We start from the raw sequence: 13,926 nt of genomic DNA on the forward strand, positions 1-13,926 counted from the left end.
CGTGGCTCGGGCCATGCGCCGGCTCGGAGGTGAAGCTGGTCTCGCCAGCCACCCACGAACCCGCGATCAGGTGCTTGCCGTGCGGGGTGAAGATCGGGGTCGCGCCGTCCATGGGGAAAGGTCCTTTCGGGGGCAGGGGAGGTTTCGGGGTCGCCGGTCGGCGCCCCACGGGTGGATCAGATCAGGCCGTTGGTCTTGAGGAAGACCTGCAGCTTGTCCTGTTGCGCCGGGGTCAGCGGCCAGGCCGAGGGCGGGCGCGTGGCGCCGCAGTCGAGCCCGGTGGCCTGCAGCGCAGCCTTCACGCCGGTCACATTGGTGCCGTTCAGCTCTTCGGCGCGGATGTCTTCGAAGGCCTGCATCTCGCCGATCAGCCGGTTGGCCTCGACGTAGTCCGACGCCTCGAGCGCGGCATGGATCGCCAGCGAGCGCTCGGGCCAGACGTTGATCAGCCCCGAGGTGAAGCCGCGCGCGCCCACCGCGTAGAAGGTCGGTGCCCAGACCTCGGCAAGACCGCCGACCCAGGTGATGGACGGATCGCAGGCGGCCTTGGCGGCGGCGAGCTTCTGTGGGTTCGGGGTGGCCCATTTCACGCCCTTCACCCCCGGCACGGCACAGAGGTCGGCGATCGCGCCGGTGCCGATCGCGTCGTTGCGCAGGTAGAGCATCATCGGCAGCCCGCCCGACGCGTCGGCGATGGCCTTGACGTAGTCGACCGTACCGCGCGGCGCGACGAAGGGGTCGGGCGGCTGGTGGATCATCAGCGCGGTGGCGCCGGCCTCGGCGCTGGCCTTGGCCAAGGCGCAGGCATCGCGGATGCCGCGGCCGATGCCGGCCAGCACTGGCGCGCGGCCGTCGACCATGGCGCAGACCTCGCGGGCCATGACGCAGGCCTCGTCGGTGGTCAGCGCGTAGAACTCGCCGGTGTTGCCATTGACCACGGGCATGTGCAGCCCGGCACCAAGCGCACGGTCGATGATCGGCGAGAGCTTGGCCGGGGCAATCTCGCCCGCCTCGTCATAGGGGGTGACGAGGATGCCGGAAATGCCGGCGAGGGCGGTGTCGAGATCGAGCATGTCGGTCCTTTCTCGGAAACTGTCGGGTTCAGAAAATGTCGGGCTCACCGGCGGCGCGGCCGAAGTCGCGCTCGAGGTAGTCGAAGTCGCAGCCCTTGTCGGCCTGTGTCACGTGGCGCGAGAACATGTAGCCCCAGCCCCGCTCGAAGCGCGGCTCCGGCGGCGTCCATGCGGCCTTGCGGCGGGCGATTTCCTCGTCGTCCACCAGCATGTCGAGGCTGCGGTTCGGCAAGTCGAGCCGCACGATGTCGCCGGTCTTGAGCAGCGCCAGCGGCCCGCCGACAAAGCTCTCGGGGGCCACATGCAGCACGCAGGCGCCGTAGGAGGTGCCCGACATGCGCGCGTCGGAGATCCGCAGCATGTCACGGTGACCCTGCTTGATCAGCGCCTTGGGGATCGGCAGCATGCCCCACTCGGGGAACCCCGGACCGCCGAGCGGCCCGGCGTTGCGCAACACCATGACGTGGTCGGGGGTGACCTCGAGGTTTTCGTCATCCACCGCCGCCTTCATCTCGGGGTAGCTGTCGAAGACCAGCGCCGGCCCCTCGTGCACGTGGTACTTGGGATCGCAGGCGGCGGGCTTGATCACCGCGCCGTCGGGGCAGAGGTTGCCGCGCAGCAGCGCCAGCGAGCCCTCGTGGTAGACCGGGTTCGACAGCGGGCGGATCACGTCGTCATTGTAGACCTCGGCGGTGGCGATCTCTTCGCCGAGCGTGCGGCCGGTGACGGTGACGCAGGAGAGATCGAGCATCTCGTCCATCTGTTTCATCAGCGCGCGCAGGCCCCCGGCGTAGTAGAAGTCCTCCATCAGGTAGTCCTTGCCCGAGGGGCGGACGTTGGCGATCAGCGGGGTGATCCGACCGAGCGCGTCGAGATGGTCGAGCGTCAGGTCGACCCCGGCGCGGCGGGCCATGGCGATGAGGTGGACGACGGCATTGGTCGAGCAGCCGGTGGCCATGGCGACCTTCGCGGCGTTCTGCACCGCGGCGGGGGTGATGATCTGCTCGGGGGTCATGTCCTCCCAGACCATCTCGACCACGCGGCGGCCGCAGTCGGCGCCCATGCGCTGGTGGCCGGAATCCGAGGCGGGGATCGACGAGGCGCCGGTCAGGCTGAGCCCCATGGCATCGGTGATCGCGGTCATCGTCGAGGCGGTGCCCATGGTCATGCAGGTGCCGGCCGAGCGGGCGATGCCACCCTGCAGGCCGAGCCATTCCTCGTCGGTGATATTGCCGGCGCGGCGCTCGTCCCAGTACTTCCAGGCATCCGAACCCGAGCCGAGGATCTTGCCCGCGTAATTGCCACGCAGCATCGGCCCGGCGGGCAGGAAGATGAAGGGCACGCCTGCCGAGATGGCGCCCATGACGAGCCCCGGCGTGGTCTTGTCGCAGCCGCCCATCAGCACCACGCCGTCGAGCGGGTGGGCGCGGATCTGCTCTTCGGTCTCCATCGCCAGCATGTTGCGGTAGAGCATCGAGGTCGGCTTGGTGAAGCTCTCGTCCACCGACAGCGCGGGCATCTCGACCGGCAGGCCGCCCGCCTGCAGCACGCCGCGTTTCACGTCCTTCACGCGCTCGGGGAAATGGCTGTGGCAGGAGTTCAGCTCTGACCAGGTGTTGAGGATGCCGATGATTGGCTTGTCGCGGAAATCCTCCTCGGCATAGCCGAGCTGCATCATCCGCGAGCGATGCCCGAAGCTGCGCAGGTCATCAGGCGCAAACCAGCGCGCGGAGCGCAGCTGTTCCGGTGTCTTGCGGTGCTTGTGCGACATGATTCTCCTCCGTCTCATCGCGGTCTCTTGCTGTGGGTGTATGCGCATACACAATCAAGCGTCAAGCAATTGAAGGTGAATCCTGCGTGAAATCCTCGACTGGAGGAAATCCTTGACAGGAGGCGCGCGGATGTGGTCTTCAACAATGTATGCGCTTACATAGCGTATGGCCACGCAAGTCGGGCGCGAGACAGGAGACCGCCCGGCCACGAGATAGCCGGCCGCAAAGCGGCCCATCGGGAGGAAACGATGAAATTTACCCGCAGAACCCTTCTTGCCGCAGCGTCCGCCGCGGCCATGCTCGCAGCCCCGCTGGCGGCAGAGGCGCAGAACCTGCCGCGCAACATGCGCATGGTGATCGGCTCGAAGTCGACCGGCGGCGACACCTACCAGAACTCGGCCATCGTCGCCGAGGCGCTGTCCGAGAAGCTGGGCATCAACATCAAGGTCGACGCCGTCGGCGCATCCGAGGCCTTCAAGGCGCTCGGCCGCGACAAGCGCGGCACCACCATCATGATCTTCCATGACCAGAGCTACCTCGGCAACCTCTACGGGGTGTCCGGATACGACGATCCCTTCGCCAACTACGCGGTTGGCCCGACCGTGGCGATCAACCCGGGCAACGCCTACCTGGTGCCCGCCGACAGCCCCTATCAGACGATGGAAGACATCCTCGCGGCGGCCGAGGCCGGCACCCGCGTGCGGGTCGCCATCCAGCCGGGCGGCGTGTCGGAGATCGGCTTCTCGGCGCTGAAAAACGCCGCCAAGCTGCGCGCGCCGGGCTCGGAAGAGAACATCGTCGCGGTCAACACCGGCTCGCAGTCCGACAAGAACCAGGCGATGTGGGATGATCTGGCCGACGTGATCAACGGCTCGATCCAGGCCAACGAGCAGTTCACCCAGCTCGACCCCTCGGACGAGAAGGCGATGCGCTTCGTCTGGATCACCGCGCGCCCCGGCACGCTCGAACAGGCTCCCGAGGCGGGAATGGGCGGCACCACCCGCGACGACATGCTCAGCTATGCCAGCCCCGAGACCTCGGTGCCGGTGAGCGACAGCGAGGACTTCACCTTCGACAAGGAATTCTTCTTCCTGTTCAATAAGGACATGGATCCGGAGGTGATCGACGCCATCGACGGCGCGCTGGCCGAGATCTTCGAGGAAGGGCAGATCCAGGAGCGCCAGAAAGCGGCCTTCTTCATCCCCAACTACCTGTCGACCGAGGACGCGCGGGCGCATCTGACCCAGAAGCGCGACACCTACAAGACGGTGATCGAGGACATCGCGTCCGGCTCCTGATAGCCCTGTGACCCAAGGACCGGCCGGGACGCCCTCGGCCGGCGCCGCAGACTTTCGCACCCCATAGGGAGGACCCAATGGGCGACCTGACCCGTGTGACCATCGACTTCGACACGTCGCACCTGATTTTCCCCACGCTCATCGCCATCCTTCTCGGCCTGCTCGGGCTGGCGATCGTGATCCGCGACCGCGCGCGCATCGCCGCCGCTGGCGGCACCTGGTGCCGCACCTGGTCAGCCATGGACAAGCCGCGCTTCCTCGGCGCGCTGGCACTGACGCTGCTCTACTTCTCGCTGATGGTCCCCGTGGGCGACATCTGGCCCAATACCGGCATGGGCTTCCTGCTGTGCTCGATCCCCTACCTGCTCGCGACCGGCCTGCTGTTCATGCACGAGCGCGGGATCCGGCAGGTGCTGCCGCTGCTCATCGTCGCGCTGGTCGGGCCGACCTTCGTGTGGTGGCTCTTCACCTATCCGCTCTTCCTGACCCTGCCCTGAGGAAGCCGTCATGTTCGAGATCATCACTCCTCTTTTCATCTCGCTGATCGTCGGCGGCACGCTGATCGGCATCATCTTCGGCGCCATTCCCGGCATGACCGCGACCATGGCCGTCGCCGTCTGCCTGCCGCTGACCTACTCGCTCGGCCTCGACAACGGGCTGGCGCTGCTGCTCGGGCTTTACGTCGGCGGTATCTCGGGCGGGCTGGTGCCCGCCATCCTGCTTGGCATCCCGGGCACGCCAAGTTCGATCACCACCACATTTGACGGCTATCCCATGGCCCAGAGGGGCGAGGGCGAGAAGGCGCTGCGCATCGGCATCGTCTCGTCGCTGGTCGGCGGTCTCATCTCGCTGCTGGTGCTCGATCTCTTCGCGCCGACGCTGGCGGATTTCGCCATCAAGTTCTCCTACGTCGAGAAATTCCTGATCATCTTCTTCGCGCTCACTGTCATGGCGGCGCTCTCGTCGGACATGCTCTTGGGCATCTTCTCGGGGGTTCTGGGGATCTTCGTCAGCCTGATCGGCACCTATGACATTTCGCGCGGGGGCAATGGTGAACTGCGGCTGGTGCCGCCGGGGACCGAATACTGGTTGGAGAGTGGATTCTCGCTGCTGCCGGTGCTGATCGGCCTCTTCGGCCTCGCGGCGATCCTCGAGCAGGCCGAGATCGGCGTGCCCAAGGGGCACTCGGCGAGCGAGGTCAAGGTCGGTAAGCACACGCGCTTCTCCTTCGGGGTGTTCAAGGGTGAGAGCTTCAACCTGCTGCGCTCCTCGCTGATCGGCACCTTCGTCGGCATCCTGCCCGGCGTCGGCGGCTCGGCGGCCTCGATCATCAGCTACACCAACGCCAAGACCTTCTCGAAGCGCCCGGAGAACTTCGGCAAGGGTGAGCCGGCGGGGATCATCGCCTCGGAGTCGGGCAACAACGGGCTGACCGGCGGCGCGCTGGTGCCGCTGCTGTCGCTCGGCATCCCGGGAGATTCGACGACCGCGCTGCTGATCGGCGCCTTCACCCTCCAGGGCATCCAGGTCGGCCCGCTCTTCATCGGCAACAACCCGGGCACCTGGGACGCGATGATCATCGCCATGCTGATCGCCAATATCGCGATGTTCGCCATGATGTATTTCGCCATCCGCTACTTCGCGCTGGTGGTGACCATCCCCAAGCACATCCTCTTCCCGGTGATCCTGATGATGTGCGTGATCGGCGCCTACACGATCAACTATGGCATCATGTTCGACGTCTGGACGCTGCTGATCTTCGGGGTGCTGGGCTGGCTGTTCACCAAGCTGAGGCTCGAGGTCGCGCCCTTCATCATCGGCTTCATCCTCGGGCCGTCGGCGGAGATCTACTTCATCAAGAGCCTCGAGAGCTTCGGCGACGTGACGATCTTCTTCACCAAGAGCTGGATCGCGGTGATCCTCTGGGTGCTGATCATCGGCTCGGTGGCAGGGGCGGTGCTCATGGCGAAAAAGAACCGGCAGGTCGCGGAAGAGCCCGTCTGAGGCTTGCGCCCGGCACCGGCTGGATCAAAGATGCGCGCGATGAATGACGATCAAGCGAAAAAGCCGCGGGCGGCCCGGAAAGGGCAGGGCCGCGGCGTCACCATGGAGACGGTGGGACGGCTGGCTGGCGTCAGTCAGGTGACGGTGTCGCGCGCGCTGTCGGATCCCTCCAAGGTCTCCCCCGCGACGCTGGCCAAGATCCAGGAGGCGATCGCCCAGACCGGCTTCGTGCCGAACGCGCTGGCCGGGGCGCTGGCTTCCAGCAAGTCGATGCTGATCTCGGCGCTGGTGCCCTCGATCACCAACATTGTCTATTCCTCGATGGTGAAGGCCTTCTCCGAGGAGATGCGCGGGGCAGGTTACCAGATCCTGCTCTCCGAGACGGGCTTCGGCCCCGAGGACGAGGAAAAGCTCATCGCGGCGCACCTGTCGCGGCGGCCAGACGCGATGTTCCTGACCGGCATCCACCACAGCGCGCAGGCGCGCCGGATGCTGCTCGGAGCCGAGATCCCGGTGGCCGAGGTCTGGGACATCACCGACAGCCCCATCGATTTCTGCGTCGGCTTCAATCATGCCGAGACCGGCCGGGCCGCCGCTGAATATGCCCGGCGCAAGGGCTATCCGCAGGCGGGCGTGGTCTCGGCCGGGGACGAGCGCGCCCGGCGGCGCAGCGAGGCCTTTGCCCGCGAGTGGGAGCGCATCGGCGGCGCGCCGGTCGCGAAGATGCTGTTCGATGCGCAAGCTTCGCTGGCCAACGGCCGCGCCGGGCTGCGCGGGCTGCTGGCGCAGGGCTTCACCGGCGGCGTGGTGCATTGCTCGTCGGATCTGCTGGCGCATGGTGTGCTGATCGAGGCGCGGGCCCAGGGGCTCGACGTGCCAGGGCAGATCGCGGTGATCGGCTTCGGCGATCAGGATTTCGCCGCTACGGTCGAGCCCGGCATCACCACGGTGCGGGTCGACATGGCGGCCTTTGGCCGTGCCGCCGCGCAGGCCATGCTGGCACGGCTGCAAGGCGCGGGCGACGGCCCCTCGGTCATCGACCTCGGCTTCGAGATCGTCGAGCGCCAATCGGCGTGACCGGGGCCGCCCGTGGCGCTCAGCCCGCCTCGCTCATCGCAGCTGGGCCGGCTTCGACCGCCTCGGCGCTCATCCACATGGGCTCCCAGATGTGCCCGTCGGGGTCGGCAAAGCTGCGCCCGTACATGAAGCCGTGATCCTGCGCCGGGCAGGGGTCGGCGGTGCCGCCGGCCGCGACAGCGGCCTCGGTGATCGCATCGACCGCCGCCCGGTCCTTGCGGCTGATGCAAAGCAGAACCTGCGCCTCGGTGGCCGGGTCGACCCGGCGTCGGTCGGTGAAGTTGGACCAGAAGCCGTGGGTCAGCAGCATCACCCGGATCTCTTCCGAGAGCACCATGCTGGCGGCAAGCTCATTGCTGAACTTGGCATCCCTGGTGAAGCCGATCGCCTCGTAAAAGGCGACGGACCGGTCCAGGTCGGCCACCGGCAGGTTGATGAAGATCATCTGTGACATCGCGTGTCCTCCCGAGTCGCGTGTTTCCTGTGGACAGGCTACGCCCTAGGAGTTACAAAAAGCAACTATTAAGTCACCTAATGTAACTCAGTTGGCGAAATCCCCCCATGGGCGCTGGTACGGCGATGCCTGCGGCTCCGCCTTCGGGCTCGAGTTGCTTGGGGAACGCTGGGCGCTGCTGGTGGTGCGCGAGCTGATGCTCGGGCCGCGCCGCTTCAGCGATCTCCGCGCCAGCCTGCCGGGGATCAGCGCCAAGGTGCTGACCGAACGTCTTGCCGGGCTTGAAGCGAACGCGGTGATCGCCCGCGAGACCGCCCCCGAGCCCTCGCCGGCGCAGCTTTACGGGCTGACGGACTGGGGCTACGCCGCCGAGCCGGTCCTGCAGGCGCTTGGCCGCTGGGCCGCCGCCTCGCCGATGCACGACCCGACGCTTCCGCTCTCGCCGGTTTCCTTCATGCTCTCGCTGCGGACCATGCTCGATCCGGTCGCGGCGCGGGAAATGGAGGTTGTGGCGGCCTTCGCCATCGGCAGCGCGCGCTTCACCGCCCGGCTTGCGCAGGGCACGATGCCGGTGACGCGTGGGGAGCCCCCGTCGCCCGACCTCTACTTCGAAGCTGCCTCGGCGCCGCAACTTGCCGCAGTTTTCTACGGCGAGACGCCGCCCGAGAAGGCTGGAGTGCGCGCCGAGGGCGATCCGGCGATGATGCGGGCCTTCATCGATCTGTTCACGCTGCCGCGTTAGCGCCCGCCCGGCTGGGTGCTGCGATCGGGCTGCACCTTCGGCTTCCGACGCGGTGTCGCGGTGGATCAAGGGTCGACTTTCCGGGCCATTCCCAAGATACCGGGGCTGCGAAACAAGGACATGACCGATGGATGACTCTGCGCGCCCCGCGACCCAGCTGACCGCCTTCCTCGAGGGGCAGAAATTCGGATGCGTCCTGGCGGATCCGTTCCGGGATCGCCCGGCGGAGAGCCTCGGCGGGGGCGCCTTCGAGGACCTCTGCGCGCTGCCGGTCGCCGAGCACATGGAAGACCGCGCGCATTGCTATCTCTGGGTGCCCAACGCGCTGTTGCCCGAGGGGATGAAGCTGCTGCAATCCTGGGGCTTCAAGTACACCAGCAACATCGTCTGGCAGAAGTCCTCGGATCTGCAGGGCGAAGAAGGGCCGGAGATCTTCACCGATGCCACCGCGCTTCTGCTCTTCGGCATCCGGGGCAAGAACGTGCGGACCTTGGCGCCGGCGCGCAGCACGGTGAACTTCATCCAGCCCGGCGAGGGCGGCGATCCTGCCCTGGCGCTGAAGCCCGACGCGCAATACGGTCTCATCGAGCGCTGCAGCTGGGGGCCGTTCCTCGAACTCTTCGGCCGCGGCAGCCGCGAGGGCTGGACGGTCTGGAGCGCGGACGCGGCCTGAGGCGAGGGGCCTGCCGTCAGCCGCGGCAGGCGGTCCAGATGAGGTCGCGCAGCCAGCGGTGCATCGCCGAGGCATTGGTATGCGCGGCCCAGACCAGCGAGACATCGAAAGCCCCCGGGAAGGGGCAGTCGGTCACCCTGAGATCCTCGAAATTCCCCTCGCCGAGCCGCCGCGGGATGGTGGCCACAAGATCCGAGCCCGAGATCAGCGTGCCCAGGCCGGCGGGGCTCGGCGTCGTGATGGTCGGCAGGAGCCTGTGTCCCGCCGCTTCCAGCTCGCGCAGGTAGGCCGACTGCCAACCCGCGCCGTAGTCGATCAGCACGTGGTTCAGCGACAGGTAGGTGTCGGCGTCGAGCCTCGCCCCGGCGAGCGGATGCGCTGCATCCATCAGGCAGGCGTATTCCTCGGAATAGAGGCGACGCGAATGGAAGCCCGACTCGGCGCGGGCAAAGGGGCCAATCAGCACGTCGGCCTCGCGCCGCAGCAACCGAAGGTGCCCGTCGCCCAGCGAGCTGATCACCTTTACCGTCATCCCCGGTGCGTGCCGCCGGATCGCGCTGACGATGCCGGGGATCATCAGCATGCGCTCGTAGTAGTTGCAGGCGATGGTCACGTTCTGCGTCGCCTGCCCGGGCTCGAAGGCGTCGGGCTGCAGCATCTCGTCGAGCATCCCGAGCATCTGCAGCGACCGGGCAAGGATATCCTCGCAGCGCTCGGTGGCCACCTGTCGCCCGCCCTCGCGCACGAACAGCGGATCTTGGAAGCAGGCGCGCAGCTTGGCGATCGTGTAGCTGACCGCGGATTGGTTGACGTTCAGTTTCTCGGCGGCGGCGGTGAAGGAGCCGAGCTCATGCACCACGCGCAGCAGGTTCAGCGCGGCGAAATCGATGCTGGCCGGGTTCGGCGGGGGCGGCGGCATGGGCTTTCCTTCAACTGCGGATTGAGCATCAAATTATTTGATGGGAGTTAATCATTCCATCGCATTGATCGGCAAGCCCCACTTCTTCTATTCAGCTTCCGGAGGAGAGCTTTGGGAGGAGTTCATGGCACTAGCACCGCTCGACGAGTCGATCACCCTCGATCAACTGAGTTCGGATCCCTATCCGATCTACCGAAGGCTTCGGGCCGAAAGCCCCGTGCTGCGGGTCGCGGCGACCGGCCGCACGCTGCTGACCAAGGCTGCGCTGACCAAGGCGGTGAAGGAAAATCCCGAGCTCTTCAGCAGCGACGATCCGCACACGCCGATGAAGCCGGCCTTCCGGGCGCATACGTTGATGCGCAAGGACGGCCAGGCCCACTTCGTAGAGCGCAAGGCGATCTCCAAGGCGCTGACGCCGAAGATGATCAAGACCGACTGGGGCCCGCTCTACGAGCAGCTGGCCGAAGAGTACGTCGCGCGCCTGCCGCGCGGCGAGACGGTCGATCTCTTCTCCGAGCTCTGCGGGCCGCTGGCGGCGCGCATTCTCGCGCATATCCTCGGCATCCCCGAGGCCAATGACGAGCAGATGCAGCGCTGGTCGCAGGTGCTGATCGACGGGGCCGGAAACTTCGGCTGGAAGCCCGAGCTCTTTGCCGCTTCCGATGCGGCGAATGACGAGATGGATGCGCTGTTTGCCGCGCTCGAGCCCAAGCGCCGCGCCGAGCCGGACGGCTCGGCCTATTCGGTCATGCTCAACGCCGACGACCCGATCCCGATGAGCCAGATCTATTCCAACATCAAGATCGCCATCGGCGGCGGCATCAACGAGCCGCGGGACGCGTTGGCGACCATCGTATACGGGCTGCTGACCAACCCCGACCAACTCGCCGAGGTGCGCGCGCAGGAGGCCTGGGACAAGGCCTTCGAGGAGGGTATCCGCTGGGTCGCGCCGATCCAGGTCAGCTCGCGCCGGGCGCTCGAGGACACCGAGTTGGGTGGCTGCGACATCCTCAAGGGTGACACGGTGATGACCGTCCAGGCCTCGGCCAACCGCGACGAGGAGATCTACGAGGACGGCGAGAATTTCTTCGTCTTCCGTGACAAGAACCCGCATCAGGCATTCGGCAACGGCCCGCACCATTGCGCCGGCGCGCATGTGGCGCGGCGGACGGTGGGCAAGATCATCCTGCCCATGCTGTTCGACCGCTTCCCGAACATGACGCTGCCGGACCCGGAGGCGGTGATCTGGAAGGGCTTCGGCTTCCGCGGCCCGATCAACTTGCCGGTGGTGCTGAACTGAGCCCGGCCAGGCGCAAATCCAGGAGGAGAGACAGATGATCAAGGTGACCTACGTCGCACAAGACGGAACCGCGACCACCATCGAGGCCGAAGAGGGCACCAGCGTCATGCAGGCGGCGGTGTCGAACGACCTCGACGGGATTGTCGGCGAATGCGGCGGTTCGATGATGTGCGCGACCTGCCACTGCTACGTCGACGAGGCCTGGGCAGAGCGCACCGGGGAACGTTCGTCGGACGAGGAGGAGATGCTCGAGGGTGCCGCGGACGAAGTGACCGAACGCTCGCGCCTGTCGTGCCAGATCAGGCTGCAGCCCGGGCTCGACGGGCTGGTGGTGCACCTGCCCGAGGAACAGCTTTGAGCCAGCCGGGGGTCCTGATCCTCGGGGCCGGGCAGGGCGGTCTGCAGGCCGCGATCAGCCTGCGCCAGGCAGGCTACGCCGGGGCGGTGACGCTGGTCGGTGCCGAGCCGGGGCTGCCCTATCAGCGCCCGCCGCTGTCCAAGGCCTACCTGCTCGAGGGCGATGCCGACGCGCTCGCGCTGCGGCCCGAGAGCTTCTTTACCTCGAAGCAGGTGCGCTACCTGCCGCAGACCCGCGCCGAGGAGATCGACCGCACCGCGCGCGAGGTACGGGTGAGCGGGCCGGACGGCGCTCGGCGCCTGCCCTATGAACACCTGATCCTCGCCACCGGGACGCGCAACCTGCGCCCGCCGATCGCGGGGCTGGAGCGCGCGCTGGATCTGCGCACGCTGGCGGATGCGGCGGCGCTGCGCATGGTGCTCGCCTATCCGCAGCGCATCGCGGTCATCGGCGGCGGGTTCATCGGGCTCGAGTTCGCCGCGGTCGCGCGCAAGCTCGGCCATGAGGTCAGCGTGATCGAGGCTGCGCCGCGACTGATGGGTCGCGCGGTCTCTTCGGCCATGTCGGAGCATTTCGCGCGCTGGCACCGGGCGCAGGGCGTGGGCTTGCACCTCGGCCAGCCCGCCATCGCCGTGGATGCCGAAGGCGTGACGCTGGCCGATGGCGCGCATGTGGCGGCGGAGTTCGTGCTGCTGGCCGCCGGGGTGCGCCCCAACAGCGAACTGGCCGAGGCGGCAGGGCTGGTCATCTCCAACGGGGTGATGGTGGACGCGGGGCTGCGCACGTCGGATCCGGCAATCTTCGCGCTCGGTGATGTCGCCTGTTTCCCCGATCCACGCACCGGCGCGCCGGTGCGGCTCGAGAGCGTGCAGGCGGCCACGGATCATGCCCGGCTCATCGCCGCGCGCATTGCCAAGGGAGAGACCGCGGACTACGCCGCGCTGCCCTGGTTCTGGTCGACCAGGGCGATCAGAAATTGCAGATCGCCGGCTACGCCGGTCCGGGGGCGACAGAGGAGGTCGTCTCCGAGGGGGTCGTTGCCCGGTTCGACGCGCGCGGCCTTGCCGCGGTCGAGACCGTCAACAACGCGCGGGTGCACATGAAGGCGCGGCGGTTGCTGGCCTCGGGCGCGGCGGCGGACCTTTCGGTGCTGGAAGAGGTCATCGCCGCCTGAGGGCGGCGGTCACGGTTTGCCGCCTGACCGGCGGCGGGGTGCACCGGCTTTGGACGGGCAGGGCACCTGAAAGACAAAGGTTCAAACGGGAGGAGAACCATGAAGATCGCATCAGTCACCTTGGGAGCGGCCTTTGCCGTCACCCTGGCAGCCACCGCTGGCGCGCAGGAGCTGAAATACGCCAACTGGGCACCGCCGTTCCACACCATCACCGAGGCGCAGATCGAGCCGCTGGCCAAGGCCATCGACGAGGGCACCTCGGGCGCGGTGACCCTGCGCGCCTTCCACGGCGGCGAGCTGGGCGCGGGCCCCGCGGACCAATACGTGCGCATCGTGCAGGGCACGGCGGACATGGGCTGGGGTCTGCCGGGCTACACCTCGTCGCAGTTCCCCAAGACGCTGATCCTCGAACTGCCCGGCGCGCTGCCGCTGGACCAGCCGGGCTATGCCGCGCTCTGGCGCGCCTACGAGGGTGAGCTGAAGTCCGAGTTCCCGATGACCGAGGCCATCGCCCTCTGGGGCGCCGAGCCGAACATCCTGATGATGAAGGACAAGCAGGTCACCAGCCCGGGCGACCTCAAGGGTCTCAAGATCCGCGTCGCAGGCTCGATCGCCGCCGAGGCCATGGAAGCGCTTGGCGCGACACCGGTGCAGCTGCCGATGACGCAGGTCTACAACGGCCTGCAGACCGGGCTGATCGACGGGCTGGTCAGCGGCGCCTCGGTGCTGTCGGACTTCAAGCTCAGCGAGGTCGTCTCGAGCGTCACCACCGGGCCGAACCTCGGGCGGCTGACCTTCTACACGGTGATGAACAAGCCGGTCTACGACGGGCTCTCGGGGGAGGCCAAGGCGGCGCTCGACGCGGTCAAGGGCGAGGCGATCTCCAAGCAGACCGAGGAGGCCTGGGTGGCCACCGCGGCCGAGGCGCTCGACGCCGCGCGGGCCTCGAGCGAGATCACCGTCAACGATCTCGACGCGGCGCAGAGCAAGGCCTTCGACGATGCGCTGGCGCAGGTGACCGACGCCTATGTCGCCGAGGTCGGCGGCGCGGCGGCACTGGCCGCGATGCGGGGCGAGTGATG

The 13,926-nt window shown here is 67.4% G+C and carries 14 protein-coding genes and 1 pseudogene; 11 read left to right on the forward strand and 4 right to left on the reverse strand.

What is annotated here, in order from left to right; all coding sequences use genetic code 11:
* Positions 1-176: 176 nt before the first annotated feature.
* Together CLG85_RS12305 and araD are read right to left on the reverse strand one after the other, a co-directional pair.
* Positions 177-1,073: a dihydrodipicolinate synthase family protein gene (locus tag CLG85_RS12305; protein ID WP_260348987.1), complete on the reverse strand. Its 897-nt coding sequence runs from the start codon at positions 1,071-1,073 to the stop codon at positions 177-179.
* Positions 1,074-1,101: 28 nt separating this feature from the next.
* Positions 1,102-2,844, reverse strand: a complete 1,743-nt coding sequence (gene araD, locus CLG85_RS12310; RefSeq protein WP_260348989.1) for an L-arabinonate dehydratase — start codon at positions 2,842-2,844, stop codon at positions 1,102-1,104.
* A gap of 249 nt (positions 2,845-3,093) precedes the next feature.
* On the opposite strand from araD, the gene CLG85_RS12315 reads away from it, so the two are divergent.
* The 4 genes from CLG85_RS12315 (at position 3,094) to CLG85_RS12330 (ending at position 7,224) form a co-directional block, all read left to right on the forward strand.
* Positions 3,094-4,143: a type 2 periplasmic-binding domain-containing protein gene (locus CLG85_RS12315; RefSeq protein WP_095884175.1), complete on the forward strand. Its 1,050-nt coding sequence runs from the start codon at positions 3,094-3,096 to the stop codon at positions 4,141-4,143.
* A gap of 77 nt (positions 4,144-4,220) precedes the next feature.
* Positions 4,221-4,640 carry a tripartite tricarboxylate transporter TctB family protein gene (locus tag CLG85_RS12320; protein ID WP_095884174.1) on the forward strand — a complete coding sequence of 140 codons (420 nt, stop codon included), beginning with the start codon at positions 4,221-4,223 and terminating at the stop codon, positions 4,638-4,640.
* 10 nt (positions 4,641-4,650) lie between these two features.
* Positions 4,651-6,147 (forward strand): tripartite tricarboxylate transporter permease, encoded by a 1,497-nt coding sequence (locus CLG85_RS12325; protein ID WP_095884173.1) that lies wholly within the window; start codon positions 4,651-4,653, stop codon positions 6,145-6,147.
* A 39-nt stretch (positions 6,148-6,186) separates the two neighbouring features.
* Complete coding sequence (locus CLG85_RS12330; RefSeq protein WP_224918328.1) at positions 6,187-7,224, forward strand: LacI family DNA-binding transcriptional regulator; 1,038 nt, start codon at positions 6,187-6,189, stop codon at positions 7,222-7,224.
* A 19-nt stretch (positions 7,225-7,243) separates the two neighbouring features.
* On the opposite strand, the gene CLG85_RS12335 is transcribed toward CLG85_RS12330, so the two are convergent.
* Entirely contained in the window at positions 7,244-7,678 is a 435-nt protein-coding gene (locus CLG85_RS12335; RefSeq protein ID WP_224848795.1) for a VOC family protein, read from the reverse strand.
* Between the two features lie 91 nt (positions 7,679-7,769).
* Here CLG85_RS12335 and CLG85_RS12340 point away from each other — a divergent pair, with 91 nt between their 5' ends.
* On the forward strand, positions 7,770-8,420 hold the full coding sequence (locus CLG85_RS12340) for a winged helix-turn-helix transcriptional regulator (protein WP_235865370.1): 651 nt from the start codon (positions 7,770-7,772) through the stop codon (positions 8,418-8,420).
* Positions 8,421-8,547: 127 nt separating this feature from the next.
* Positions 8,548-9,093 (forward strand): MT-A70 family methyltransferase, encoded by a 546-nt coding sequence (locus CLG85_RS12345; RefSeq protein ID WP_095881898.1) that lies wholly within the window; start codon positions 8,548-8,550, stop codon positions 9,091-9,093.
* Positions 9,094-9,109: 16 nt separating this feature from the next.
* On the opposite strand, the gene CLG85_RS12350 is transcribed toward CLG85_RS12345, so the two are convergent.
* Positions 9,110-10,012, reverse strand: coding sequence for a LysR family transcriptional regulator (locus CLG85_RS12350; protein WP_224848787.1), 903 nt, complete (start codon positions 10,010-10,012; stop codon positions 9,110-9,112).
* Positions 10,013-10,136: 124 nt separating this feature from the next.
* Between CLG85_RS12350 and CLG85_RS12355 the strand changes: the two genes are divergently transcribed.
* The 5 genes and pseudogenes from CLG85_RS12355 to CLG85_RS12375 all read left to right on the forward strand — a co-directional run bounded on the left by CLG85_RS12355 (position 10,137) and on the right by CLG85_RS12375 (position 13,924).
* Positions 10,137-11,312: a cytochrome P450 gene (locus CLG85_RS12355; protein ID WP_095881899.1), complete on the forward strand. Its 1,176-nt coding sequence runs from the start codon at positions 10,137-10,139 to the stop codon at positions 11,310-11,312.
* Between the two features lie 34 nt (positions 11,313-11,346).
* The gene (locus tag CLG85_RS12360) at positions 11,347-11,670 is read left to right on the forward strand and encodes a 2Fe-2S iron-sulfur cluster-binding protein (protein WP_095881900.1); all 324 of its coding nucleotides are present in this window, start codon (positions 11,347-11,349) and stop codon (positions 11,668-11,670) included.
* Positions 11,604-12,500, forward strand: a pseudogene (locus tag CLG85_RS12365) (NAD(P)/FAD-dependent oxidoreductase); the annotation flags it as partial. The gene CLG85_RS12360 and the pseudogene CLG85_RS12365, both read left to right, overlap by 67 nt.
* A 146-nt stretch (positions 12,501-12,646) precedes the next feature.
* Positions 12,647-12,844 carry an oxidoreductase C-terminal domain-containing protein gene (locus CLG85_RS12370; RefSeq protein WP_260348991.1) on the forward strand — a complete coding sequence of 66 codons (198 nt, stop codon included), beginning with the start codon at positions 12,647-12,649 and terminating at the stop codon, positions 12,842-12,844.
* Positions 12,845-12,943: 99 nt separating this feature from the next.
* Positions 12,944-13,924, forward strand: a complete 981-nt coding sequence (locus CLG85_RS12375) for a TRAP transporter substrate-binding protein (RefSeq protein ID WP_095881902.1) — start codon at positions 12,944-12,946, stop codon at positions 13,922-13,924.
* Positions 13,925-13,926: the final 2 nt, after the last annotated feature.

Origin of the sequence: Alloyangia mangrovi (genome assembly GCF_002300555.2) — a bacterium.
Classification (GTDB): Bacteria; Pseudomonadota; Alphaproteobacteria; order Rhodobacterales; family Rhodobacteraceae; genus Salipiger; species Salipiger mangrovi.